The sequence below is a fragment of the Flavobacterium sp. ZE23DGlu08 genome, from assembly GCF_030505335.1.
Classification (GTDB): Bacteria; Bacteroidota; Bacteroidia; order Flavobacteriales; family Flavobacteriaceae; genus Flavobacterium; species Flavobacterium algoritolerans.
In genome coordinates this window covers 543,274-569,695 of the sequence record NZ_CP130045.1, presented here as the reverse complement: position 1 = coordinate 569,695, position 26,422 = coordinate 543,274, and the positions used below count along the sequence as shown (strand labels likewise).

Below are 26,422 nucleotides of genomic sequence, written 5' to 3'. Positions count from 1 at the left end.
TTTGTAATTTTAAAAAGGAAATAAATGTACTTCTATTTCCTGACCTGATTCAATTTTCGATGCGTTTTCTGGAATTATGGCCAGACAATTAGCGTTAGCAAACGAAGAAAGTTTATAGGATTCTTGGCCCGTTTCAAGATAAACTAAATCATTATTATGCGACGCTTTTAAAAAATGTGTCATGCCTGCCTGCTTTTGATATTCTTGTGTAAGAACCATTTTTTTAGTTTGCAATTTTACGTTGCGTTCGGTCATAATTCCAATTGCGGGAAGTACATACTCATAAAAACAGGTTAATACCGAGGCTGGATTTCCAGGAAGACCAAAAATAACTTTTTCCGCTTTCATTCCAAATAATAATGGTTTACCCGGCTTCTGTTTTATCTTATGAAAAATGGGATTTACAGCACATTTCTCTAATGCATTCATGGTAAAATCATAATCTCCAACACTTACACCGCCCGAAATTAAAACGAGATCATTTACTTCCAATATTTGTGATAAAAGAGTCTGTAATTGATTCAGATTATCCTCAGATCTGTAAATAGTTACGTTATTTATATTCATTTGATTTAATGCAGATTGCAAGGTAAATGAATTGGATTCAAATACTTGACCATATTCTAAATCTTCTCCCGGCAATCGTAATTCATTACCGGTGACTAAAATTCCAACGCTGGGATTAGGATATACTTTGACTTTAGCAATGCCCATACTCGCCAGAAAACCTATAGTAGCCGGTTTTAAAACGGTTCCTTTTTCAAGTGCTTTTGTTCCTTTTTTTATTTCAGAACCAATACTTCTGAGGTTAGTTCCTTTATTTAAATTTTCATCATTTACAGTTAGTTTATCTGATTCGACCAATGCTTTTTCTTGCATTAAAACAGTATCAGCAGCTAACGGAACGGCAGCTCCCGTAAAAATTCGGACAGCTTCGCCCTGCTTTAATTCAAAAGTTTGTTTGCTTCCAGCTGCAATTTCTCCCACCAATTTATAATCTGAACGATTATCGTCAAAAGCAAAAGCATATCCATCCATGCTGGACTGAGGAAATGCAGGCACATTTTCAGGCGCATAAATGTCTTCTGCCAAAACCAATCCGTTTGCTTTTTCTAATTGCATCACTGCAACTGGTAGCGATTTGACATGATTTGTTATTAATTCCAAAGCGCTGTGTACCGAAATCATTGTTTCCATTTATGCTGAATTTTAATAGGCGTAAGATGCAAATAAAATCAACGAAATGTGCAAGTAATCATGGATTTTATTGGATGTATCAACAAGCATATTTATTCTTTTTCGTTGTGTAAATTTTCATAATCTTCTACTGTGTCAATATCAATAACTCCTTTATCGAAATGTACTGTAGCTACATCCTGTTTTCTTTTTTCGATGATTTTTTTGGCACCAATATCTCCTTCAAGCAACATCAGTTCTGGAAAAATTGTTTTGTGAAAAAGGGCAGGAGTTCCCATAATACCGGCATAGGAACAGGCAGAAATGGACAATCCGGATTTGTCTTGAGCATCAATCAGTTGTTCTATATGCTGATTATTTATGTAAGGTTGATCGCCAACAAGTATTATGACGCCATCAACATGAGGATGCATTTCATTCATGGAAAAAAGCCCTTTTCGTAAAGAACTGGCCATTCCTTCTTCCCAGTTTTCATTAAGTACAATATCAAGTTCTGGAACATCGAGATGCGCTTGAATCAAATCAGCATTGGCACCTAAAACGGCAATCACGGGATATAATTTTGATTGACAAGCCATTTTTGAAACCCGTGTTAAGAGTGTCATACCATCAAATTCAAGTAATTGTTTGGGTTTTCCCATGCGACTGCTTGAACCTGCTGCCAAAATAATTATGCCACATTGCTTTATTTTATGATGCATTATAAATTTTGATATCTTCTATTTGAATGTCTAATGAGTCTCTGGAATGAATGACTTCATTTTTCGTTTTTAGCATGCCACCCATTTTTCCAGTCAATACTGCTTGAATTTCCGCTATAATACTGAGTGCAATTTCTTCTGGTGTTTCTGCTCCAATATCTAAACCTGTAGGGCCATAAATTGTTGCCACTTTATCGTCATTTAAATGAATGCCTTCATTATGTTGTATTTCTTCCAACATGCGATGCAACTTCTTTTTTGGTCCCAAAATACCTATGTAAGGAACAGCAGCGGCACATAATGATTTTAACATATAATAATCACATTTGTAACTGTGCGTTACTAAAACAAAAAAAGTACGATTATCATACGCAAGATGTTCTAAGGCAACATCTGGATTTGCTACCAAAATTTGTGAGGCGGTAGGATACCTTTCTTTGTTGGCATGTGTATCTCTTCGGTCTACAATTCTAAAATCCCATCCCAAGACATCTGCAAACTTCATAAGCGGAATAGCATCATTTCCTGCTCCTAATACCACAAGGGAAACTGGTGGATGCAAGAATTCAAAAAAAGCGGTTACAGATACGTCACCTGATTTGTATTGTTTGAAAACAGATTCACCATTCTGCATAACATCCGTTATGTCTTTTAAGACCGCTTCTTCAAACTGTTGCAGTGGTATTTTACCGGAAAGAGTTCCATTTTCTTCCAATAGCAAACAAGTGCCATATTGGACATTTTGATTATTATCCAAATCAAATAAAGTAACCAAAACTGCTTTTTGACGAACGGCTAATGCTTTACTCAGCAATTGTATTGGGTTTTCTTCTTTTTCAGAATCGATGCTTTCGAATAATACTTGTATAAGGCCTTCACATCCTAAATGAATTCCCATTTCTGAATCGTCTTCTTTTGAAGTGTCATAAGTAAAAAGAGTATTTTTTTGCTCAGAAATGGCAAATAAGGCTTTTTTTAAGGCATCACCTTCTAAACAACCGCCGCTTATGGCACCGGTAATTCTTCCGTCATCATTCACTAACATTCTGGCACCGGGTCTTCTGTAAGAGGAACCATCTAAATGAACTACGGTTACTAGTGCTGATTTTATATTTTTCTGACTGGCAACGTCATATTTTTTAATAATTTCTTGAAGTTCTTTCATTTGAAAATTAATGGAATTATAAATAAATATTTAGGATAATTTAAGGTCAAAAGGCATCTTTTTAATGCGCTTTCCGCTAATTGAAAATATGGCATTTGCTAATGCTGGTGCAAAAGGAGGTAAGCCAGGTTCACCAACGCCTTTTATTTTTCCGCCATCTGCAAGAATGTGTACTTCAATTTCTGGCGTTTCATGCATTCGTATCATTGGATTATCGTGAAAATTACTTTGCTTTATTTTCCCGTTTTCAATGGTAATTCCCGTTTTTATAGCCGCTGTCAGAGCCATCACGATGGATCCTTCAATTTGATTTTTTACATTATCCGGGTTTACGACTTCTCCCAAGTCAATTACGGCATACACTTTATCAATTTTTATAGTATTGTCTTTTGTAACTGATACTTCGACTACATGGGCACACAATCCCGCAAAAAATTCCCATTGCGCAACACCTCTGCCTTTTCCTTTTGGTAATGGTTTGTCCCAATTGGAAACTTCTTTTAATTTCAATAAAACTCTTTTGGTATCGGAATCTTTGTCTAGCATTTGTAATCTAAAATCCAAAGGGTCTTTTTTGACTTTATGCGCTAATTCATCAATAAAACACTCATGGGCAAAAGCGACAGTTGAACTGGTTACGGATCTCCATGCCGCTACAGGTACATGAAAATCAGCATACACATATGAGGTTTTAATATTTGGAATTTGATAAGCCTGTTCTCCAATTCCCTCTATCATAATTGCATCTACTTTTGTTTTATCGAAATTTGGACCTACCGAATCAAAATAAGAAGGGCTTATCACTTTATGTTGAAAGCTAATTAATTCTCCTTCTTTTGAGAAACCACCTTTCAACTGTGAGAAAGTCATAGGGCGTACGGCACTATGTTGTGTAGTATCTTCCCTAGACCAAATTACTTTTACGGGTTGCTCTATTTGCTTTGCAATATTTACGGCTTCTATAACATAATCAGTATACAATCTTCTGCCAAATCCGCCTCCAATAAATTTGGAATGTAAAGTGATATTCTCTGGTTTCATTCCAATTTGGCTATGAAGGTCATTTGGTCCTGAACCGGTAATAGCACTAGGAACCTGAGTTGAGGTCCATATAGTTAGCATTTCACCATTTACATGTGCGATACAATTCATCGGTTCGAGTGTATGGTGAGCCACCATAGGAGTTTCATAAAAGGATTCCACTGAATTTCCAGGTTCCGTTTTAACGCTTTCTACATTTCCTATATTTTTATCCAGTACACCAGCTTCTTTAGAAAGGTTTCGCAACTTATTTTCATAGTCGGATAAATTGAAATTTTCATATCCATTTGTATCCCATTCCACTTTCAATACTTTCCTGCCTTGAAGGGCAGCCCAGTACGATTTAGCAATAACTGCCACTCCGGAATATTGATATTTTCCAACAGTTGTTTTGGCTTCCACAACTTTAATGACTCCGGGAATTTTTAAGGTTGCATCAGCATCAAAACTTTTTAAAGTACCACCAATTACCGGGGAACGAAATACAGTTGCATATACCATATTGGGAACTTCTACATCAATTCCATACTCTGCTTTTCCGGAAACTTTTAAAGGTACATCTGGTCTTTGAATAGATTTTCCGATAATCTTAAAATCGCTTTTGTTTTTAAGTTTCGGTTCTTTAGGAACTTCTAATTTGGAAGCTTCTTCGATTAAATCGCCATAAGAAAGATGTTCCTTTGATAGCTTAGAATGTACGCTTCCGTTTTCGGCATAACAAGATTCAATTCCAATTCCCCATTTAACACTGGCTGCCTTGACCAGCATTTCTTTTGCGGCAGCGCCAATTTTTCTATACGCATCATAATTTCCTCTGATTGAAGAACTTCCTCCTGCTGCCTGGCCGCCGCCAAATTGTTTCTCGCCGCTGGTTTGAACTATCGTTATTGCATCAAGAGAAACTTCTAATTCTTCGGCTATAAGAGCTGGAACAGATTGAAAAGTACCTTGACCCATTTCGGGCTTAGTATTGAAAATTGTTATTTTTCCGTTTTTCTCGATTTTTACAAAAGGAGTAAAATTACTGGGTGCATCTGTAATAAAAGCCGCGTTTGCAAAACCATTAGAAGTAGCTCCTAACCATAATGCAAAACTTGCTTTACCTGTATTTTTAATAAATTGACGTCTTGATACCATTTAGTTAGTATTTAGAATTTATAATTCTCTCTATGCAACGAATTCAAAATGTTACAAATTAATAGGCTTTGTAATCTTTAGTAGTAGCTTTTTTAGCTTGTTGTATTTCACTTGGTAAAACTGCCTTAGCTTCATTTCCCCATGAATTTCTGACATAGTTTAAAACATCAGCCACTTGTTCATCAGTTAAATCAGTAGCGGGCATTTCTCCATCATAGTTTACACCATTAACTACTATTGGTCCACGTAATCCAGTTGTAACCACTTTTACCAATCGATTTTTATCTGTAAAATAATCTGATTTTATCAATGTTGGAAAAACGCCTTCTATACCATTACCTTCTTCCATGTGACAGGATGCACATTGTGTGTTATAGACCGATTTACCGCGTACAATACTTGCTTTCAAATCAAAATTCTGATTGAATGATTGCAGCGTTACTGCCAATATTAAAACGACTACTATTGAAAAAACTATTTTCATTTGTTTTGTATTTTTAAAATTAAACTTTTGCTAATTCGAAAGGAAGCTTTCTAATACGTTTTCCTGTCAAATCAAATATTGCATTTGTTAAAGCTGGAGCAAATGGAGGTAATCCAGGTTCTCCAACACCTCCGGCATCGGCATCATTTTCCATGATATACACTTCAATAGGAGGAATATCTGTTATACGGGGCATTTTATACGTATTGAAATTATTTTGAACCGTTTTACCATCTTTGAATGTGATTTCATGAATCGTTGCAGCACCTAATGCCATAACAATACTTCCTTCTACTTGTGCTTTGATTATATCTGGATTTACATACCATCCACAATCAATTACTGCCCAAACCTGATCGATTTGAATTTTATTTTCTGCGTTTTTGGAAACTTTCACAATTTGTCCCACGGTACTGCCAAAACATTCTGTTATAGCGACACCATATCCTTTGGTTCTGTTTTTCCATCCGGAAACCTCTTCCAGTTTATCCAGTAACTCACTACTTCTCTCGTCTTTAAGATAGGTTCTTCTAAAAGTTATTGGATCTTTCGCTGATTCAGCAGCGAGCTCATCCATAAAACTTTCATACGCAAAACCATTGGTAGAAGCATATACAGAACGCCACCACATAGTAGGTATTGGTGTTTCAAAAGGTATATCAACAATACTTAAATTCTGAATGTTGTCTACGTATGGTTTTAAAAATCCTTCCGTGGCACTTCTGTTGGGAATATCTTTTGCTCCGCCTCTCCAATGACTATTGTTCTGACCTGCAATAGATACTTTAAAAGCACTTATTTCACTATTTGCAACCACACCTTGACAACGGTATGAAATGCCGGGTCTGTACGGACCTTGCGTGGCATCGTCTTCTCTGGACCAGATAACCTGAACCGGGGCGTTTATTTCTTTAGAAATCATCGTGGCTTCATGTGGGTAATCCATAAAGGCTTTTCTGCCAAATCCACCTCCTAGGAAAGTCATATTCACAATGACTTTTTCCCTTGCAATTCCTAGTTCTTTACTGATGTAATCTTGAACCCATTCCGGAGCTTGTATTGGCCCCCATATTTCTATTTTATCTTTTTGATAATGGGCAATACAATTCAGTGGTTCCATACAACTGTGCGATTGATATGGAGTAGTATACACGACATCAATTTTCTTTTCTGCTGATTTTATAATGGCGTTTGAATCTCCTTTTGAAACAAAAGAAAGTCCCTCATCTTTTTGAAGCGCTTCCTCCATCCGACGATAAATATCCTCGGTATTCAAATGTTCAAATCCGGTATCGTCCCAGTCCACTTTTAAGGCTTTTTTTCCTTTCATAGCTGCCCAAACAGAATCAGCCACAACTGCTACACCTTCTCTGAATGTATTAAAAACGCCCATACGAACTATAAAAACTTGTTTTACTCCCGGAATTTTAAGCGCTTCAGTAGCGTCAAAACTTTTTACCTTACCACGAAGTCTGGGGTTTCGTTCCACCATGGCATACAGCATTCCCGGAATCATTTTATCGATACCAAAAACGGCTGTACCATTTGTTTTCAAAGGCGTATCTTGTCTTTGAAGAGGTTTTCTAATTAATTTATATTCGGATGTTTTCTTTAAAACAACATTTTTCGGAATATCAAGTTTTGATGCCTCCAATACTAATTCACCGTAGTGTAATTTTTTACCACTTGGTTTGTGAATTACATGACCATCTTCTGCATAACATTCCAATTCAGAAACATTCCATTTATTACTGGCTGCTTTTATTAACATTACACGGGCAGTGGCGCTCAGATTCAAAAGGTTTTTATAGGATCCTCTAATACTGGAACTACCTCCTGTAATTTGATTTCCATACTTCACATTATCGCCTGGAGCGAAAACTATGTTTACTTTATCAAGATCTACATGAAGTTCTTCAGCGATTATTTGAGGTATGGATTGATAGACTCCTTGTCCCATTTCGGCTCTGTGACTATAGAGCGTAACTTTGCCTAAAACATCAATGTATATCCATGAATTCAGCTCAATGCCTCGATTCTCAGCATCAAAAGCAGTGATTAATTTAGGTTCTTTAGCATTAGCAGGTAAATAATATCCTAATGTAAGAGCAACTCCTGTTAAACCAGATAGTTTTAAGAATTTTCTTCTTGATATAGTATCTATGTCCATATAAAATATAAGAATAGGTTATTTTAGTACTCTTCTCAAGGCTTGTTTTCTGATGCTTTCTTGATGGCTCGTTTGATACGCGGATAGGTTCCACATCTACAAATATGCCCTTGCATTGCGGCATCAATATCGGCATCATTAGGAGAAGCATTTTTAGATAATAATGCTGCGGCAGCCATGATTTGACCCGATTGACAATAGCCACATTGAGGGACTTGCTCTTCTATCCAAGCTTTTTGAACCGGATGCGAGTTATCGTCTGATAATCCTTCTATGGTCGTTATGTTTTTATTTGCAACAGCAGCTACAGGCAAAGAGCAGGAGCGAACCGGCTGACCGTTTAGATGAACTGTACAAGCACCACATTGCGCGATACCACAACCATATTTAGTTCCTTTTAACCCTACAAAATCTCTGATTGCCCAAAGAAGTGGCATTTGAGGATCTACATCTATTGAATAATCCTTACTATTGATTTTAAGATTAATTATTGCCATATAATATTATTTTTTAAGTAAATGAAAATCAACATATCTGTTACTGCAAGTTAATGAATTTAATAATTTAAAATTTATACAATTCAAATAATATATTACTAAAATCAAAAAATTCAAATTTTGAAAAAAAACATTGGTTTTAAACAGAGTAAAAAGATACGTTTTATAATGTTTTTTAAAATTAAAAAGAACGATGATACTACTGAATACCATCGTTCTCTTTACAATTCTGACTATAGCAAAAGGCTAAAAGTATAGCGTAATTTAGCTTTTTAGCGAAGCCATATCAATTACAAAACGATAACGAACATCACTTTTTAGCATTCTTTCGTAGGCTTCGTTGATATCCTGCATTTTGATTACTTCAATTTCAGATACAATATTATGTTCTCCACAGAAATCAAGCATTTCCTGAGTTTCTGCAATTCCACCAATTAAAGAACCAGCTACAGATTTCCTTCCCATAATCATCGGAACAGTATTCAAAATAGGTTCCAAGCCACCCAAATAACCTACCAAAACCAAAGTTCCATTAGTGTTTAAAGTTCCTACATACGGATTAACGTCATGAACATAAGGAACGGTGTCAATGATTAAATCGAATTTTCCATTTACAGCCTTCATGTGATTCTCGTCAGTTGAAATGACAACAGCATCTGCACCCAATTCGAAAGCATCTTTCTCTTTCTCTGGTGTTCTGGAGAAAAGGGTAACTTCGGCACCCAAACCTTTGGCTAATTTTATGGCCATATGTCCCAATCCGCCTAAACCTACAACGGCAACTTTACTTCCTTTTCCAACTTTCCAGTGGCGAAGCGGTGACCAAGTGGTTATTCCCGCACATAATAAAGGTGCTGTAGCAGCCAAGTCAAGATTAGCAGGCACTTTTAAAACGAAGTCTTCGTCTACCACAATTTTTTCCGAGTAGCCTCCAAAAGTCATTCCGCCTAAATGCTTGTCTGCTCCATTATAAGTACCAATAAAACCGTTAGAGCAATATTGTTCTAGGTCTTGTTTGCAATTATCGCAGGTTTTGCATGAATCTACCATACAACCTACAGCAGCAAAATCACCTACTTTTAGTTTAGTAACTTCGTTTCCTACTTTGGTCACTTTGCCCACAATTTCATGGCCGGGAACCGCAGGATAAGCGGTAAATCCCCAATCATTTCTAGCAGTGTGTAAATCAGAGTGGCATACACCACAATACAAAATTTCGATTTCAATGTCTTTTGCAGTAGCATCTCTGCGTTGGACATCCATTTGTTCTAAAGGGGCATCAACGGCAACTGTACCGTACGCTTTTACATTTGTAGTTGTGTTCATTTTTAAAGTGTTTTATTAAAAAATAGTATTTATAGTTTTTTGTTTTCCAGAGTCATTTATAATTAAATAAATTTAGTAAATAGTTTGATTACTAGTATAATAAAAAAAATATTGTTTTCGAAAAATCAAATATTACGGAATTTTATAGGGCTTATTTGAGTGTATTTTCGTTTATAAAATTGGTAATTTATTATGTTATCCATTTTATAAAATAACCAAATTTTAAAAGATTATGAGCTAATATGTTTATGAAGCTGTTCGTAATCATAAAAAAAGAGAGAAATGATTAAAACTTCTCTCTTAGTTGTGGTCATTAAGACTATTGATAAAATCGTATATACTTGTTTATAGAAAATAGTCATTTGGAATTTACTGCATTAATTTATTCCAATACTAATTCACCCAAAGCTTCTTTGCTAAAGCCTTTTAGTTGGTCATTTTCTCCCGCTTTTATTTTGCTAACCCAATTCGGGTCTGATAAAAGAGGTCTTCCTACTGCTACAAGGTCAAAATCACCTCTGTCTAAACGTCTGGTTAATTCATCCAAGGAGGTTGGCTGTGAACTTTCGCCTGTAAAAGCTCCGAAGAAATCTCCAGAAAGCCCAACAGAACCTACAGTAATAGTTGGTTTTCCAGTTAATTTTTTTGCCCATCCTGCAAAATTAAGGTCATTGTCTTCAAATTCCGGTTCCCAAAAACGACGTTGAGAACAATGCAAAACATCGACACCGGCATCAATCAAAGGACTAAGCCAAGCTTCCATTTCTTGAGGTGTTTTTGCCAGTTTAAAGTTGTAATCCGAAGGTTTAAACTGAGAAAGTCTCATGATTATGGCAAAATCTTCACCTACTTGTTTTCTGATTTCTTTAATCACTTCTACGGCAAAACGAGTACGTTCTGTTAAGGTTTTACCACCGTAATTATCGGTACGCAGATTTGTTGCATCCCAGAAAAATTGATCGATCAGATAATCGTGAGCACCGTGAATTTCGATACAGTCAAAACCTAATCTTTTGGCATCAGCAGCAGCTTTTCCAAAAGCAATAATGGTATTTTCGATATCATTTATTGTCATGGTAGTTCCATTGCTAAAACCCGGTCTGTTTAATCCTGATGGTCCTTCAAAAGGTACTGGTGGAACCCAACCGGAATGGTGATTGTCCATAATTCCCATGTGCCATATCTGTGGTCCCATCTGTCCGCCTGCAGAATGCACGCCATCAATCACTTGTTTCCATCCTGCCAAAGATTCCTCTCCGTAAAAGTGAGGTACATTGGCATCATTTGATGAAGAAGGTCTGTTAATCACAGTTCCTTCAGATAATATTAAACCTACTTCGCCTTCAGCTCTTTTTTGATAATAAGCTGCTACAGCATCTGTTGGTACTCCATTTGGAGAAAATGAGCGCGTCATAGGCGCCATTACAATTCTATTTTTAAGATTTAGCGTCTTCAATTTGAAGGGCGTAAATAAGCTATTAGTATTCATATTGTTTTATAGATTAGATTCGATTATTTTGCTCAGTGCTGTAAATGCTTTTTCGTTGCGTTTGTAATAGGTCCATTGTCCAACACGGGTAGATTCTATAAATCCTGCGCGTTGAAGAATTGATAAATATTCTGAAACTGTTGATTGGGTGAGTCCCGCTTTGGCTTGTATTTGTCCTACGCAAACACCGTGTTCATAACATTCAGCCATTTGTTCGGGAAAATTTATTTCAGGTTCTTTTAGCCATTCCAGTATTTGTAGTCTGGACTTGTTTGATAATGCTTTAAATATTTCTGTATGATCCATAGTGCAAATATATCGACTTTTCCCGATATGCCAATTTAATATGAATTATTTAGGATATATTTAAGAGAACGAGTTGTTGAATATTTAGGTTTTCTTATTGTTTTGTTGGAAAAAACATTCAATTTTTTTTATGTTCTGCAGAATAGTACAAACAAAAAAAGTCTGTAAATAGTAGTATTTACAGACTTTTGATTTCAATAAAAAAATAATTAGTAAAGAGCAGAATAAAATCGAACACTTAATCCAATCATATTATTTTGAATCGTTTAATAATCAAAACGTTTAAAAGCTTCAATTGCTTCATATTCGGCCAAACCTAAATCGTCGTACAGTTTGGCTGTATTTTTGTTGCGATCTTCGGCTCGTACCCAAAATTCTCTGGAGTCATTTCCTTGAAACATCACTCTGTCTTTTTGGGATTGGTGGTACAAAATAGCATGTCTTTTTAGTAAAACCTCATCAGGACTTAGTGGAACAGCCATATCTATTTCGTGGATATCCCATTCATGCCAAGCACCTCTGTACAACCACAACCAACAATCATTCATGTAAGGTTCCGGTTTGAGTTGTTTTAAGGCGGCAAAAATAGCATTCAGGCAAACTTCGTGTGTGCCATGCGGATCTGCCAAATCTCCTGCAGCAAAAACCTGGTGTGGTCTTATTTTTGCAATAATATCTTTTACAATGGTTATATCCTCATCTCCCAATGGGTTTTTATTTACTCGACCCGTTTCATAAAAAGGAAGGTCTAAAAAGTGTGTATTTTCATCTTTCAATCCAATGTACCTTGTTGCGGCATACGATTCGCGACGTCTTATTAATCCTTTTAATTTTCGAACTTCAAGAGAATCAATTTGGTTTTCTGTTTTGTTGTTGATGAAATCAATGATCTCCTGGAAGTTAATTCCCAAATCTTTTTCACCGACAAAATCGTTGCAAACTTCGGCAAATTTTAGTGCTTCATCGTCTGTAACGGCAATGTTTCCGGAAGTTTGGTATACTACATGAACATCATGTCCTTGTTTTATCAATTTAGAAAAAGTTCCTCCCATAGAAATTACGTCATCATCCGGATGCGGACTAAAAAGAATCACCCTTTTCTTGGCAGGATTGGCTCTTTCCGGTCTGTGGGAATCATCGGTATTGGGTTTTCCACCCGGCCATCCGGTAATGGTATGTTGCAACACATTAAACATATTAATATTCAAATCATAAGCAGAACCTTCTTGCGCCAAAAGATCGGACATTCCGTTGTTGTTGTAATCCCTGTCGGTCAATTTTAATATGGATTGATTGGTTTTTTGGCAAAGCCAAACGATAGCCTTGTGTTTTAATTCCTTGGTCCAAACACATTCTCCGACCAACCATGGCGTATCAAATCGGGTTAATTCAGAAGCGGCAGATTGGTCTAAAACGAAAGTTGTATTGTTGTGATTTTGTAAAAAGGTAGCCGGAACATCAGGGCTTATTTCTCCTTGAATAGTTCTCTTGATAATGGAAGCTTTATTTTGGCCCCAAGCCATTAAAACAATTCTTTTAGACCTCAAAATGGTAGAAACTCCCATCGTAATAGCTCTTTTAGGAACGTTGTCAATCCCGTTGAAATCAGAAGAGGCATCTACTCTGGTAATGTGGTCCAAAGTAATAATTCGGGTTCCTGAATTGATATGGGAACCCGGCTCATTGAATCCTACGTGACCTGTACGACCAATTCCCAACAATTGGAAATCTAGCCCTCCAGCATTTTTTATTTTCATTTCATAATCAACGCAATACTGGTTCAGGTTTTCAATGCTTATCGTTCCGTCAGGAATATTGATGTTTTCTGGTTTGATGTCGATATGATTAAAAAGATGTTGATGCATGAAATAATGATAGCTTTGGTGGTTTTCTTTGGTCATTGGATAGTATTCATCCAAATTGAAAGTCACTACATTACTAAAGCTAAGTTCTTCTTCTTTATACATTCGTACCAATTCTTCATAGACTTTTATAGGAGATGAACCTGTTGCCAATCCAAGTACACAGGGTTTATTTTTGGCTTGTTTAGATCTAATTAATGCTGCTATTTCTTGTGCAACAATTTTTGAAGCTTCAACAGAATTTTTGAAAATTTCATTGTGGATTTTTTCGAATCTCGTTTCTTCAAATTTGCCGGCACTTTTATAACTGATGTCGGGTTTGATTTCTAAAACACTTTTCATTTTCATTTTTTATTTGAGTTAGTTGTGTAGTTTTTTAATGTTGATTGCTTAAATCGGATTATAATTTAGGGTTTCTATTCTTGTCAGATTATCGTTGAATGTTACAAAACTTGCTGGAAATCCGGGTTTTATTTTGCCCAATTGATTTTCCATCTTAATAGCACTTGCCACTCGACAAGTAGCCATTTTAATTGCTTCATCAGCCGATACATTCAAATGATTGAAAGCATTTTGAACTGCTTCTTCCATCGAAATGCTGGCACCGGCAAGATTGCCTTCTTCATTTCTGTAAAAACCATTTTCCAGATGTGCATCAAAATTCTCCCATTTAAAACTGGAAACTTTGCGTCCTAAAAAAGCGGCATCACTAATTAAAAAGAATTTATCTTGCTTTAGTTTATAGGCTACTCTAGCAGCGGCATAATCACAATGCGCGCCATCTAAAATAACAGGAGCATAAACGCTCTCATTTTCGAATGTTGCTCCCACTAAACCCGGTTCCCGATGCCCAAATTGAGTCATCGCATTAAATAAATGGGTAACCAGTTTAATCCCTTTAGAAAAGTAATATTGGGCTTCTTTGTAGGTCATCGTCGAATGTCCCGCAGAAATAACGATACCACTTTCTAATAGCATATCCAGCTGCTCGTCTGTAAAACATTCCGGTGCAATTGTAACTACTTTTATCACGTCTTTACCATAGCGGATAATTTCTTCCAGTTCGGAATTAGTCGGTTTACGAACCTGATTAATACTATGGGCACCACGTTTTAAAGAATTCAAAAAAGGACCTTCCAGATGCATTCCCAGTACTCCGTTAGTATATTTTGCTTTATAATTGCGAATGGCTTCAATTCCTTGAAGAATGGTTTCTTTAGAAGATGATATCAGACAGGGAAGTGTATGTGTTGTGCCATATTTTAAACTAGTTTCATAGATGTCCTGAATGGTTTCTTCTGTTGGATTTTGACTAAAATAAAGTCGCTCTCCACCGTTTATTTGTATGTCTATAAAACCTGCTGAAATATGACTTCCCTGTAAATTTATTAAGGTAATATCATTAGGAATTTCTTTTTGAACTGAAATAATTATTCCATTTTCTATAATAATGACATCATTAATTATTTCTTCGCCAGTATGTACGATTCCGTTAATAATAGCTTTTTTCATTTTTTATAGTTTCAATTTATAAAGGTTTTAAATGCCTGTGTGTTATTTTCTTAGTTCAACAAAAGTGAACATCCATTTTACTGGATTTTGCCAATTAAGCCCTTTAAATGAAGCTACTGGTAATTTTACCTTAACCATATTCCATCCCTTTTTTAAACTAATTTTTGTTGGTTCTCTAAACTCATATCCTTCATCAATCAGTGGAATTTCTAAGTTTCCTTTTTGGTTCGGATGTTTCCAAAGTGGCGGACTAATCAACTGATTATTTACCCAAACTAAACTATTTAAATTATTCCAAGTGCCTGCATTTGGCGAATCGGTGTTCATGGAACGGGATAAATTATTAAAACCAATCCAAAATTCTTGCTCCTTATCTTCATCACTCCAAATTTGGGTTTGAGCATACCAAGTCGTATTTTCTTGTGGTTGCTCTATAATGCCCGAAATTTGCGGTGCCCACCAATGTCTCATTACCAAAGTTCCTCCAGTGGCTTTGTACATTGGTTTTTCTTTTGATGTATTAAATTTTATCTTTTCGGGTGCAAAAGTTTTGGTTAAATCGCCTTTATTGTCAAAAGGTCCATAGATATCCCAAACTAAATCAGCTTGTTTCACATAATTAAAATCTAAGCCTTTAAAATAGAGCTTTTTTTGGTCCAATAAACGGTTTTCGAACTCTGCAAAAGCATTTGCTCTTTCGGTTTCCGGTTCGCCAATGGTTGCTGTCCAACCGGCATAACCGCCACCACGCCAACTGCGTTCTGCAAAAGTCAACATGCCCGGATACACCGGATTCATTGTCATAACATCATCTTCATTGGCTACAACTCTATCATTCCAGACGCATACAATACCGCCCAAAGCATTTTCATTGCCTTCGGTTAAATTACATATTTGACGATTAAAAATGGTAACGACACTTTCTAAAGGATCCATATGGTTTAAGTACAGATGTCTTGAATCCAAATATTTTATGTTTTTGCTTTTACTGACTTTTGTTGCTCCTTCCATCCAAAGTTGACGTATTACCCCATCGCTAAAATTCCCGCCGGGTTCCCATCCGATTACTTTTTTACCTAAACTTTCTGTTAGGGCAATAACTTCTGGCAAAAATTTCTGATTGGTGATTTTTACTTCATCGGCACCTAAATGCAAATACGGTACATCATAGGTGGTACAAAACTCTTTAATTATGTTTTTTACAATTTCGAGGCCTGCATCACTTTGCATATCCACACCCATAGCTCTTTTGAATGCGGCACTATGACCCGGCATATCAATTTCCGGAACTAAGGTTATGTAACGTTCTTTGCAATAATTAATGAGTTCTTTTAAATCATTCTCTGTATAATATTCGCCTTTATCGCGAAGCATATATTCCGGATCTGTTAACTGTGGGTATAATTTGCTTTGCAAACGCCAGGCAATATCCTCAGTAGGATGGAAGTGAAAAATATTTAGCTTATAAGCCGCCATCACATCAATCTGTTGTTTTAACAGTTTAATGGATTGATAATTTCTTCCTGCATCGACCATAAATCCGCGCCACGCAAAAGCTGGCCAATCCGTGATTTCAGAAGTATCAACAAAAACATTGTCATGCATTAACTGCAATAAAGTTTGAATCCCACTATAAATTCCCTGAGGAGTATTGGCGGTAAGCACTATTTTATCTGTTGTTGTTTTCAGATGATACGCCTCGGATTGATTTTGTGGCGCAGTAACATTTCCTAAACGAAGCTGAATGTATTTTCCGTTACCCGATACTTTATCGGCTAATTTTACTTCCAATCCTTTCTGTTCCATTGTCTCTTTCAAAACCAAAGCTTCTTTTAACAATGCTGAATCATCTACAAGAATTGTTGTTAAAGAGGACAAAGGGAAAGAACCGTTATTCCATTTTAATTGTTGAGGTTTAGGTAGTAAAGAAGGTTTGGATTCCAAGTCAAAAACATAAGGATAAACCAAATGCTTCCATACTAAATAACCATCTCCTTTTAGATGTAAACCATCATTAGTGAGGTGTTTAGCTAATTTTCCGTTTGTATCAGAAAACGGAGTGTGCAAGTCAATATAGGTATAATGAAATGTCGTTGCATTTTGCTTCAGCTTTGTATTTAAAAGTTTTATTTGCTCTCCTTTGCTGGTGTGTCCGTCAAATTTTTTATATACATTATTTACAGGTAATACGCTTTGTACATATAACTTTGTCGATGGACTTTCCTGTTTTAAATAAGAGACAACTCTTGTGATATTTTTAAAAATACTGTCTGTTGAGGTGTTTCTTGAAAGGTCATTTGTTCCAATCATCAAAAACACTTTTGCCGGTTTTCTGAAGGCTATTTCATCAATGCGATTAAGAACTCCAGTACTAATGTCACCACTGATTCCTCGGTTTTTTATGCGGCTGTCAGAAAATAATTCGCTCCATTCTGCCCCGTCAGTTATGCTGTTACCTAAAAAAATAATATCGTTATTGGTTTTAGGCAAAGTTCTGAAATGTGAAACTCTCTGATGATAATAAGTAGAGAACAGGCTGTCCGGCAGCGTCACTTTTTTCAGCTGGGCATTTACATTTTCTGCAACAAACAGTGTAATGAGGATACTTAGAAAATAAAGTCGGCTGTGTTTTTTTAAAGAGGACATAATGGTATTTAGTTTCAGGATTGATGGTATAGCATTAAAATGCAATCAGTGTATTTTACTTGCGATTTTTTTGTTTTTCCTTTTTGGTTGGCTTATTTTCAACAAAAGTGTCTGAACCATTACTCAACCAATCAAGACTGAAACGCACGAAATACATTTGGTAGATAGAATTTTCTCCGTTTTCATAATAAATCCCAAGAGTTCCATCAGGCAATACGGTTAGGCTCGAATATGCTGAAGCTCCCGCAAAAATGGTTTTTCTAATCGGCCAAGTAGCTCCTTCGTCAGTACTCATTAAAACAGAAACATTAGATCTGTCTGCCGAAAATGGGATGGTGTGCAACAAACGGTTTTTGTTATATCCGTCTAAAGTTGAAGTGTAGCGTATAATATCTCCGTCACAATTCGGGTCTGGAAGATCAGATTGATTATAAGCTGTTTTCCAAGTGAGGCCTTTATCTGAAGAGATATTAAAGCGACGCAAACCTTTATTACGAATACTCATCAACAAATCGCCGTTGTTTAATTCAACTATTTTCGATTCATCACCATCTAATTCAACTCGGGCAGTTGATGCTGTCCAAGTAATTCCGTGGTCACTGCTGCTAATCATATAATTATTGATGTGATCTTTTCCATCGATATCTTCACGAACTGCTATAGCTGCCACAATTTTTCCATCGCGCAATTGATGTGCCCTACCCGAGGCAACAAATAGACCTTTCCATTTAGGGTTAGGGCCATAAATTTGATTGGTTACATCAACTGGTGTTCCCCAAGTTATACCATTATCGGTACTGCGAACGATTAAAACTTTAGCTGGGACAGCATTTGTAGATTGAAAAAATCCTCTTTCTGATGAAAGGATGCATAATAAATTTCCATTTGTATGGTCTAGCACTAATGCGGCGTCTCCGGCTCCATTTGGTCCTCCAAAGTTTGCAATAATCAGTGGTTCTGACCAAGTTTTTCCTTTATCAGTACTGCGACGAACTACAGGATCAATTTTGGCGGCTAAATCTCCGGCATGATTCCATCTTTTATCCGTTACGGTTACTAATGAGCCATCGGCTGCAGTTATGATTGCTGGAATACGATAGTTTAATGATCCGGCATCGCCAGGTGAAAATAAAAGTGTATTTGCTAATAATATCACTCTGTTACCGGCAACGCTATTGATGGTGATATTGTTAGGGATTTTGTTTACTACTATTGATTCACAGGTGGCATCTAATACATTTCCTTCTTTTGCACCAGCTGCAACATCATAAGTAATCCAAAAATAATTATCTCCTGAAGCTAATGTTTGCGATCCATTTACGACCAGATTTCCTGTTGCAGGTTTTACAGTTCCAAATAAGGTAGCGGTTGCTGCATTAAAAACAGCATTGGCTCCACTTGAGTAGACTTTGATATTGGTGACATTGGCAATATTGGTAGTTCCTCCCATAGTAAATTTCATTGCATTTACGGTATTTGAACCAATACCGCTGTTTGCGGAAACTTTTACTGCCAAAATCCGCTGGTCAGTATCTCCCAAACCAGTTGGAAGTTCAGTTTGAATTAATGAAATACTATTGATTTGGGGTGTATTTGTTTGGCCAATCGATGTGGTTCCATACAAGTAAAAAGCACATAAAAGAAGAAGTGATTTTTTCATGTTTTTTAATATTATTGGGTTATTAACTGATACAGTTTTAATTAGAAATTGTTTATTTGATTGATCGTTGAGCAATGATAGTAATTAGCATTGAGATATTCATTAAGTAATTGCAAACAATACCATTCCTGTCTTGGCAAATGAAACGGTCCTTTGAACATATTTCCTTTTGCCGTTTGGGCAATGGTTCCGTCTTTATGTAAATAGCCAAACCATTCTCCGTTTGCTGCATCATGGAATTTAGTGTACCCATAATCATGCACCATTTTGTGCCATGTGGCATATTTTTCATTGCCAGTCATAGTATAGGCGAGCAGTGTTGCGATAATCACTTCGTTTTGTGGCCACCAGAATTTCATATCCTGCCAGTATTCCTGTACTGGTTTGTCATATACATCTCGGAAATAGAGAATACCGCCATGTTCTTTATCCCATCCGCGTTCCCACATATAATCCAGCATCTTGCAACCTAAAGCAATCAAGTGCGGGTCATTATTGCGGTATTTTGCTTCATGCAAAATAAACCAAGCTCCTTCAATAGCATGACCAGGATTCAAGGTACGACCATCAATGTGATCAATAATAGAACCATCTGGAGCCACTTGTTCCATCACACATTTAATATCATCTTTTACAAAATAGGTTTCAATTTCAGCAATCCATTTGCTAATCCATTCATCACAACGCGGATCTCCAATATTTTCTCGTAACTGTTGCGCTGTATTTATTAGAATCATAGGTGTGCCAATTCCTTTTGACGGTCGGGTGGCGGTGAATTTAGGTTCTAATAAATCGGGATTAGTAGAGTATTCAATACATTTTCCGAATAAAAATCGCGCTTTTTCAGCTACTGTTTCATCTCCGCTAGCTTTGGCGTAAGCTGACATGGCAATAACCGCAAAGGTTTCCGAAAAGAAATAACGGCGTTTGCGTATGGGTTGCCCATCTCGTGTTACGTGAAAAAACATCTGTCCATCAGTATCAAAGCAATGGTTGTTCAAAAAATCAATTCCTGTTTTTGAACCTTCCAGCCATTCTTGTTTTGGCTCAACTGTATTGTAAAGTGTTGCCAATAACCAAGCGGCACGCCCTTGTATCCAGACGGCTTTATCATCATCTATTAAACTTCCGTCTTGATCACGCATTAATAAATAACCTCCAAAATCGGTATCAATAGAGCGTGGAAACCAAAAGGGAACGGTGTCATTTAACAATTGATTCTGATAAAAGTTTCTGAGGTTTTGAAGATCTATTTTTGAATAACTCATTTTCTTTACTATATGTTATGTAACTACTATATTTTATTTTGTACTAGGGTTAATTTGGACGTCATTTAGTCAAACACATTTGACTGTATGTGATTATCTGCCTTACGGAATCTCTTTTAGTTTTTGGTAATTGCATGGAGTTCAAGTTTAAAAGTGGAACATGGTAAACCAGCTTCATTCACTAAATTAGCTGTGCTAAAAGGTTTCCATGCATATAAAACAGTCTTTATTTTTTCTCCTTTAGGGATAGTAATAATGACTTGATTTTTTACAATTTCGGCTTTACTTTGAAAGTGAATTCCTTTGTCATTTACCAATTCAAAACCAATTAACTCTTTTTTGTCTGCCGTAGTTAATTGTTTTGCAAATGCAAACGAAACTAGAATAGTGTCGCCTTTTTGTATGGCTTTCAAAGCGGAAGGACCATTCGCAATTACAGCTTTTCCATAGGTGTAGCGCAAGGCCAAAAGCGCCAAACGATCTGCCACTTCTTTTTTCTTAATTGGATGGACATTTAGAGCATCTCCATAATCCATACTTATTGCCATTCCGCTGTTTAGAATCTTATTTTGCAATCTGTTTTGCATATCTCTGAAGGCTGGCCAAGTTGGTCGCTCAATACCTGATAATTGAACATAATAGAAGGGTAGGTTAGCGTCCCAAGCTTTACGCCAACTTTCTACTAATTTTGGCATGAGATGTTCATATAATTCAACGTTGTGTGCATTGCTTTCGCCTTGGTACCAAATCACACCTTTTATCGGGAATTTTGTAAAAGTTTCCACTCCAGCTTCAAAATTATAGGAAGGATCATACGGATGGCGTTGTTTTACATTTGTTGCATTTTTCAAATTCACATTAGCACGTTCTCTAACCCAAGGCATGATAAAATCCGATTTGCGCCAGTTGGTTAATACATCAACTACTTTGTCGTCATATTCTAAGGTATTTCTGTCTATCCAAGATTCTATTGGTGATCCTCCAACGGCAACTTGAATTAAACCTACAGGTACATTTTCTTCGTGAGCGATGTTTTTACCAAAGTAATAGGCAATGGCCGAGAAATCTTTGGCACTTATCGAATCGCATACTGACCAACTTCCGGAAAAGAATTCCAGCTGATTGGTTTTTACCAAAGTGGCAGCATCCCAAGCCGTTTCATCAGTATCACAAATCGCTTTTGCATTGAATAATCGAATAGTGGAATTTGCTATAGCTTTTTTTACTTCTGCTGCACCGTTTTCTGAATTTTGAAGTTGAAATGCCATATTCGACTGTCCGGAACAAAACCAAACATCTCCAATTAGAATATTCTTCAAAACAATGTTTGTTTCCTTAGATTTGACAGTCATTTCATACGGTCCGCCTTTTTTCAAAGAAGGAAAAGTGATTTTCCATTTTCCATATTTGTCGACAATGACGTTCTTTTTTTGTTGTTTAAAAGTTACTTCTATAGTATCACCTCCATTAGCGGTTCCATAAACTGGAATGGGTTGATTGCGTTGCAAAACCATATTGTCCGTGAAAACAGCAGCTAATTTTAATCCACCAAAATCTTGAGTGATGTTTTCATAAACGGTTTTGGCCAGAATAGTTGCTCCTTCTTTTGTAGGGTGCAAAGCATCGGGAAAAAGATCGGGACGATGGTATAACTTTTCATGTAAGTCAATTAAACCCACTTGATTTGCTTTTGCAATATTTGATATATGTGATTGAATCTTCCAAAACCATTCTCTGGTTCCTGATTTAAAACGAGGATGCTCATTAAATATGGGTGTCAATCGACAGATGTAAATTTTGACTGCCGGATTTTGTTTTTTTAAAGTGTCTATCAACCAAGTGTAATCGGCATCAAATTCTTCTTTGTAATTGGGCCAATTTCTTGGATCTGTATCATTTAAACCCAAATGAATAATAGCGATATCTGGTCTGTATGCAATGGCATCTGCACATTCGGTTGTATTGGAATATGGCTTACTTCCTTTTTTCAAAAGTGTTGCTCCACTATGCCCAAAATTTTTCACTTCATATTGTCTGCCCATCAAGATTTGAAGCTGCGAAGGATAGGATTCATTGGTAGCATCAGACAGGAGATAACCTGCTGTAACGGAATCCCCAATGCAAGCTACTTTGAGTATTGCTTTTTGTGCAATTGACTCAAAATGAGTGACTATTGAAATTAAAAAGACCACTAAAAATAGATTCCTTTTCATTGTATTTATGTTTTTATTTTTTTTAAAAATCATTAAAAATGGGCATAAATTATCCGCAAGGCGGAACACAAGGCTCCGCCTTAACAGATAAAAACCAAAAACCAACTTAAAACAAATTTTTGAACTTAGTAAACGATACTAGTGTATTTTAGGCATCGACAAAATCATTCACTTTTGGACGCAGAAAACTGACTTGGACTACTAATGCAATTGCAACAACTCCCGCCATCAAAGCAAAGCCGTAACCTAAAGTCCCGCTATCCGATGATTTGCCTAATAATGAAGTTACTAATGCACCACAACCAACTCCGGTCATATTTAGGACACCATAGGCCGTTCCCCGGTATTTTGAAGAAACAAATTGACATATAATGGGCATATTATTGGCATCAAACATTCCGTAACCGATACCGAAACAAAGTACGGCACCTACAACATTGAATAATGAATCTCCAAAACCAATTAACAATAATGCAGGAATCGTTAAACTCAAACCAATCGCACTGGTATAAACCCTGCCTTTTATATTTTTTTGTACCCATTTGTCTGATAGAATACCTCCGAAAATCACTCCCAATAATGATGAAAAGGATATGGCGATAGTTGCTAAAGGACCTGCCTGTTCCATAGGGATTGCTAAGTTTTCTGAAAATAGGGTAGGCAGCCAGTTTTTTGTAGCCCAGCCCGGTAAACTGATTATGGCAAAATAGAATAAGATAACCCAGAAAGAGATGTTCGTGAAGAGAAGTGCTAAACCTTTAAACAGCGATTTTTTTTCACTTGTTGTTATCAAATCTATATCAATAGGTTTTATTTCAGTAGCTTTTTTCTCTTTTAATAAGAATACCAAAACGCATGCATAGACAACACCAATGATTCCAAAATAATGAAAAGTGGTATGCCAAGAATAGGTAGCTGCGATGGTAGCTCCAAAACCTCCTAATGCAGAACCCACATAAAGTCCAGTCATGTGAATACCAATAGCCAGCGATCTTGTTTTTTGCTGATGATAATCGGCTATTAGTGATAAACCCGCTGGAATATAAAGGGCTTCACTCACTCCCATAAGCGCTCTTAACCAATATACCTGATTGTAAGTTGTAGCATATCCCATTGCATAAGTGACCGCTGACCACACAAATAAACTGCCTACAATCAACCATTTTCGGTTTAATTTGTCAGCAATAATTCCGGAAATAGGACTCATTAAAGCATAAATCCAAAGAAATATAGCCATTAGACGGCCAAAATTCTCACCGGAAACTAATTCAGGGATGTCGGCTTCCATTGACGGACGCATCGTGGCCAACATTTGTCTGTCCATATAGTTTAACAATGCTACCAGCCAGAGTAAACCAACTACAATCCAAGGATAATGCTTTGTATTTTTCATATTTTATTTTTTTTAGTTTTAATTTTCTTTTTCAACGTCAAAAGAATTTAAAACCAATTGTTTGTGTCGTTATTTTATTGTTCCTAACATAACATCAGGAGTACGAATGCCTGGTTTTACTTCCCCATTTGATAAAACAATGTCGTCATTCCAGAGTGTGGCTGTTGTAGTTACATGAGTAAGAAAGGGCAGTTCACCAATGGTAGACCATGAATCTGTACGGGTGTTGTATACCAAAATTCCTTTATAAAAACCATCATGATTTGTATTCAACTTATTCTTCTCTACGGATAGTTTTGCTTTTTCTTCTGGAGAATCAGTTTTTGCAATTTGGGACAAATAGGTTTCAATTTTATGAAAAGTCTCACCATTATCACCACCAACAATTACGATTGAATGATTGCCTACAGCAACACCTGCACCTGCGGAAAAGTTGGTTGTGTTTTTTCCATCAGATATGTTTGCACGACTTTCCCAGATTTGTTTTTTAATGTTAAAAACAAAAGTAGTATTGTGTAAATCACTGATGCCCGTAGGTGTTTTGGTTCTTCCGCCAATCACATAAATATTGGTTCCGTTTTTGTCTTTTTGAACTACCGTAACTGAATTTGCCAGAGCGATAGGTAATTTCGGAAGTGTTTTCCATTCCGGATTTTTGCTATTTAGATCAAGGCTTAAAAAATCATTAGAAGATTTAGTAGCCTCATCACCACCAATGGCATAAACTACATTGCCAATATGTGTTAAGCCAATATTTGTAATAGCTACCGGAAAATTAGGTAGCGATTTTATTTCAACCTCATTTTTGGATGCATTCCACTTTAAGATAAACGCTTTATTAGAAAGTCCATTTTCATTTTCACCACCTACATATACTACTCCTAAATCAGTTGAAGTTGAACCACAATAGGCGATAGGTTCTGGCAATGTACTTTGTACATCTTTGTTCCAACTGTATTTATTCTTGCATTTCTGCAATACATGAATTTCTTTTGAATAGTGTTTTTTTCCACCTTCCCAAGGCATTTTATCTTGGAAATTTGCGCCTCCCGAAACAATTAAAACATCGTTAGTAATACCATTAATTGCACCAGCAAAACCCAATGATATACTTCCATCAGCATTTTGTAGTTGTGCTGCTTTTTTCCATTCAATATGGTTTACAGCTTTTTTTTGAGAAAGGGCATCTGTTGTCGACATAATAAGTAAGGAAAGGATTAAAGAAGAAAAATAGTTATTCATAGTATTTGTTTTAAAATAAAACGAACGAAGTTATTTTGACTTGAAATCTTCAAAATTGAGATTTTCGACATCTTTTTTGAACAATTCAAATTGGTCAGCACTCATGTTTTTAACAGGCAATCTAAATGCACCTAAATCCAATCCTACCACTTTCATATAGGCTTTACCTACTGAAATTCCTCCATATTTACCCAATAAGCGAATCATATTGATTGATTTTTGCTGTAAAGCACGGGCTGTAACTAAATCATTTGCATTAAAAGCCGCAATTAAATCATAGTATAACGGAGCCGCATAATTGAAAGTACTTCCTACAGCACCTTTGGCACCTAATACTAATGCAGATAACATATTCTCATCTCGTCCCCAAAGCATATCAAATTTGCCATTTTCATAACTCATACAACTTTGGAAATCCATGAAATCTTCGTGTGTATATTTTATGCCGGCAAAATTCGGAAGTTTCCCGTCTAAGGCCTGCACTAAATCAAACATTGGTAAGTTTACACCTGTCAATATTGGAATGTGGTAATAATAGAAAGGCATATTAGGAACACTTTTTCCAACTTCGATACAGGCTTGCGCCAACATATCTACATTAGCTGGTTTGAAATAAAATGGAGCAGTTAGTGAAACAGCATACAACCCTATTTCATACGCATGTTTTGCTAGGTCAATGCAATCCGTAAGACAAGTTCCGCCTAAGAAGACCATTACTTTAAAGTCGGCATCATGGTTAGAACAATCTGCCCAAGCTTGAGCAACCGTTTTCTTCTCTTGTAAGGTAATAGAAACGCCTTCTCCTGTAGAGCCATTAATAAAAGCACCCGTTATTCCGTTTCGTTTAAGAAAAGTATAGTAGGCTGGAATTAGGCTAACGTCTAATTTTCCGTTGCTGTCAAAGGGCGTAAAAGGAGCTGATATAAGTCCTTGTAAGTGTTCAATTTTCATGAGAATATGTTTTTATATTTTTTTTCAGTAAGGAAACAGTTGAATTTTCCGGTTTACCTTTAAATCTCAAATTTGAGTTTTATTACTTTTTTTCAATTGTTGTTGATACTGTGGTTCCTAATAAATTTTCTGCACTAATTTAAAAACTAATTTGCAGGAAGT

Annotated in this window: 19 protein-coding genes; all 19 read right to left on the bottom strand. The window is 36.3% G+C overall.

What is annotated here, in order from left to right; translation table 11 throughout:
• Positions 1 to 9: 9 nt before the first annotated feature.
• Positions 10 to 1,197, bottom strand: a complete 1,188-nt coding sequence (gene glp / locus Q1W72_RS02480) for a gephyrin-like molybdotransferase Glp (protein ID WP_302137198.1) — start codon at positions 1,195 to 1,197, stop codon at positions 10 to 12.
• Between the two features lie 92 nt (positions 1,198 to 1,289).
• On the bottom strand, positions 1,290 to 1,898 hold the full coding sequence (locus Q1W72_RS02475; protein WP_302137197.1) for a nucleotidyltransferase family protein: 609 nt from the start codon (positions 1,896 to 1,898) through the stop codon (positions 1,290 to 1,292).
• On the bottom strand, positions 1,888 to 3,063 hold the full coding sequence (locus Q1W72_RS02470) for an XdhC family protein (RefSeq protein WP_302137195.1): 1,176 nt from the start codon (positions 3,061 to 3,063) through the stop codon (positions 1,888 to 1,890). Before Q1W72_RS02470 ends, Q1W72_RS02475 begins: the two co-directional genes overlap by 11 nt.
• A 30-nt stretch (positions 3,064 to 3,093) precedes the next feature.
• Positions 3,094 to 5,241 carry a molybdopterin cofactor-binding domain-containing protein gene (locus Q1W72_RS02465; RefSeq protein ID WP_099715769.1) on the bottom strand — a complete coding sequence of 716 codons (2,148 nt, stop codon included), beginning with the start codon at positions 5,239 to 5,241 and terminating at the stop codon, positions 3,094 to 3,096.
• A 58-nt stretch (positions 5,242 to 5,299) separates the two neighbouring features.
• Positions 5,300 to 5,725: a cytochrome c gene (locus tag Q1W72_RS02460; RefSeq protein ID WP_099715768.1), complete on the bottom strand. Its 426-nt coding sequence runs from the start codon at positions 5,723 to 5,725 to the stop codon at positions 5,300 to 5,302.
• 19 nt (positions 5,726 to 5,744) lie between these two features.
• Positions 5,745 to 7,895, bottom strand: coding sequence for a molybdopterin cofactor-binding domain-containing protein (locus Q1W72_RS02455; RefSeq protein ID WP_099715767.1), 2,151 nt, complete (start codon positions 7,893 to 7,895; stop codon positions 5,745 to 5,747).
• A gap of 35 nt (positions 7,896 to 7,930) precedes the next feature.
• Positions 7,931 to 8,392, bottom strand: coding sequence for a (2Fe-2S)-binding protein (locus Q1W72_RS02450; RefSeq protein WP_302137192.1), 462 nt, complete (start codon positions 8,390 to 8,392; stop codon positions 7,931 to 7,933).
• 264 nt (positions 8,393 to 8,656) lie between these two features.
• On the bottom strand, positions 8,657 to 9,718 hold the full coding sequence (locus Q1W72_RS02445) for an NAD(P)-dependent alcohol dehydrogenase (protein ID WP_099715765.1): 1,062 nt from the start codon (positions 9,716 to 9,718) through the stop codon (positions 8,657 to 8,659).
• 382 nt (positions 9,719 to 10,100) lie between these two features.
• A complete protein-coding gene (locus tag Q1W72_RS02440) occupies positions 10,101 to 11,207 on the bottom strand; it encodes an NADH:flavin oxidoreductase (RefSeq protein WP_099715764.1) in 1,107 nt (368 codons plus the stop codon).
• 6 nt (positions 11,208 to 11,213) lie between these two features.
• On the bottom strand, positions 11,214 to 11,513 hold the full coding sequence (locus Q1W72_RS02435) for a helix-turn-helix transcriptional regulator (protein WP_099715763.1): 300 nt from the start codon (positions 11,511 to 11,513) through the stop codon (positions 11,214 to 11,216).
• A 266-nt stretch (positions 11,514 to 11,779) separates the two neighbouring features.
• On the bottom strand, positions 11,780 to 13,717 hold the full coding sequence (nagB, locus tag Q1W72_RS02430) for a glucosamine-6-phosphate deaminase (RefSeq protein WP_099716360.1): 1,938 nt from the start codon (positions 13,715 to 13,717) through the stop codon (positions 11,780 to 11,782).
• A 48-nt stretch (positions 13,718 to 13,765) separates the two neighbouring features.
• Positions 13,766 to 14,887 carry an N-acetylglucosamine-6-phosphate deacetylase gene (gene nagA / locus Q1W72_RS02425; protein ID WP_099715762.1) on the bottom strand — a complete coding sequence of 374 codons (1,122 nt, stop codon included), beginning with the start codon at positions 14,885 to 14,887 and terminating at the stop codon, positions 13,766 to 13,768.
• A 42-nt stretch (positions 14,888 to 14,929) separates the two neighbouring features.
• A complete protein-coding gene (locus Q1W72_RS02420) occupies positions 14,930 to 17,533 on the bottom strand; it encodes a family 20 glycosylhydrolase (protein ID WP_099715761.1) in 2,604 nt (867 codons plus the stop codon).
• Between the two features lie 55 nt (positions 17,534 to 17,588).
• Positions 17,589 to 19,193, bottom strand: a complete 1,605-nt coding sequence (locus tag Q1W72_RS02415; protein ID WP_099715760.1) for a sialidase family protein — start codon at positions 19,191 to 19,193, stop codon at positions 17,589 to 17,591.
• 41 nt (positions 19,194 to 19,234) lie between these two features.
• On the bottom strand, positions 19,235 to 20,461 hold the full coding sequence (locus Q1W72_RS02410) for an AGE family epimerase/isomerase (RefSeq protein WP_099715759.1): 1,227 nt from the start codon (positions 20,459 to 20,461) through the stop codon (positions 19,235 to 19,237).
• A gap of 116 nt (positions 20,462 to 20,577) precedes the next feature.
• Positions 20,578 to 22,674, bottom strand: coding sequence for a GDSL-type esterase/lipase family protein (locus tag Q1W72_RS02405; protein ID WP_099716359.1), 2,097 nt, complete (start codon positions 22,672 to 22,674; stop codon positions 20,578 to 20,580).
• A 148-nt stretch (positions 22,675 to 22,822) separates the two neighbouring features.
• On the bottom strand, positions 22,823 to 24,067 hold the full coding sequence (locus Q1W72_RS02400) for an MFS transporter (RefSeq protein ID WP_099715758.1): 1,245 nt from the start codon (positions 24,065 to 24,067) through the stop codon (positions 22,823 to 22,825).
• A gap of 69 nt (positions 24,068 to 24,136) precedes the next feature.
• Positions 24,137 to 25,309, bottom strand: a complete 1,173-nt coding sequence (locus tag Q1W72_RS02395; protein ID WP_099715757.1) for a kelch repeat-containing protein — start codon at positions 25,307 to 25,309, stop codon at positions 24,137 to 24,139.
• 30 nt (positions 25,310 to 25,339) lie between these two features.
• Positions 25,340 to 26,260 (bottom strand): dihydrodipicolinate synthase family protein, encoded by a 921-nt coding sequence (locus Q1W72_RS02390; RefSeq protein WP_099715756.1) that lies wholly within the window; start codon positions 26,258 to 26,260, stop codon positions 25,340 to 25,342.
• Between the last annotated feature and the right edge of the window lie 162 nt (positions 26,261 to 26,422).

Coding starts and splice junctions, on each gene's coding strand:
- Q1W72_RS02445 (WP_099715765.1), bottom strand. CDS start 9,718: ATGAACACAACTACAAATGTAAAAGCGTACGGTACAGTTGCCGTTGAT.
- Q1W72_RS02435 (WP_099715763.1), bottom strand. CDS start 11,513: ATGGATCATACAGAAATATTTAAAGCATTATCAAACAAGTCCAGACTA.
- Q1W72_RS02405 (WP_099716359.1), bottom strand. CDS start 22,674: ATGAAAAGGAATCTATTTTTAGTGGTCTTTTTAATTTCAATAGTCACT.
- Q1W72_RS02440 (WP_099715764.1), bottom strand. CDS start 11,207: ATGAATACTAATAGCTTATTTACGCCCTTCAAATTGAAGACGCTAAAT.
- nagB (WP_099716360.1), bottom strand. CDS start 13,717: ATGAAAAGTGTTTTAGAAATCAAACCCGACATCAGTTATAAAAGTGCC.
- Q1W72_RS02390 (WP_099715756.1), bottom strand. CDS start 26,260: ATGAAAATTGAACACTTACAAGGACTTATATCAGCTCCTTTTACGCCC.
- nagA (WP_099715762.1), bottom strand. CDS start 14,887: ATGAAAAAAGCTATTATTAACGGAATCGTACATACTGGCGAAGAAATA.
- Q1W72_RS02420 (WP_099715761.1), bottom strand. CDS start 17,533: ATGTCCTCTTTAAAAAAACACAGCCGACTTTATTTTCTAAGTATCCTC.
- Q1W72_RS02415 (WP_099715760.1), bottom strand. CDS start 19,193: ATGAAAAAATCACTTCTTCTTTTATGTGCTTTTTACTTGTATGGAACC.
- Q1W72_RS02460 (WP_099715768.1), bottom strand. CDS start 5,725: ATGAAAATAGTTTTTTCAATAGTAGTCGTTTTAATATTGGCAGTAACG.
- Q1W72_RS02465 (WP_099715769.1), bottom strand. CDS start 5,241: ATGGTATCAAGACGTCAATTTATTAAAAATACAGGTAAAGCAAGTTTT.
- Q1W72_RS02450 (WP_302137192.1), bottom strand. CDS start 8,392: ATGGCAATAATTAATCTTAAAATCAATAGTAAGGATTATTCAATAGAT.
- Q1W72_RS02410 (WP_099715759.1), bottom strand. CDS start 20,461: ATGAGTTATTCAAAAATAGATCTTCAAAACCTCAGAAACTTTTATCAG.
- Q1W72_RS02470 (WP_302137195.1), bottom strand. CDS start 3,063: ATGAAAGAACTTCAAGAAATTATTAAAAAATATGACGTTGCCAGTCAG.
- Q1W72_RS02395 (WP_099715757.1), bottom strand. CDS start 25,309: ATGAATAACTATTTTTCTTCTTTAATCCTTTCCTTACTTATTATGTCG.
- Q1W72_RS02475 (WP_302137197.1), bottom strand. CDS start 1,898: ATGCATCATAAAATAAAGCAATGTGGCATAATTATTTTGGCAGCAGGT.
- glp (WP_302137198.1), bottom strand. CDS start 1,197: ATGGAAACAATGATTTCGGTACACAGCGCTTTGGAATTAATAACAAAT.
- Q1W72_RS02455 (WP_099715767.1), bottom strand. CDS start 7,895: ATGGACATAGATACTATATCAAGAAGAAAATTCTTAAAACTATCTGGT.
- Q1W72_RS02400 (WP_099715758.1), bottom strand. CDS start 24,067: ATGAAAAATACAAAGCATTATCCTTGGATTGTAGTTGGTTTACTCTGG.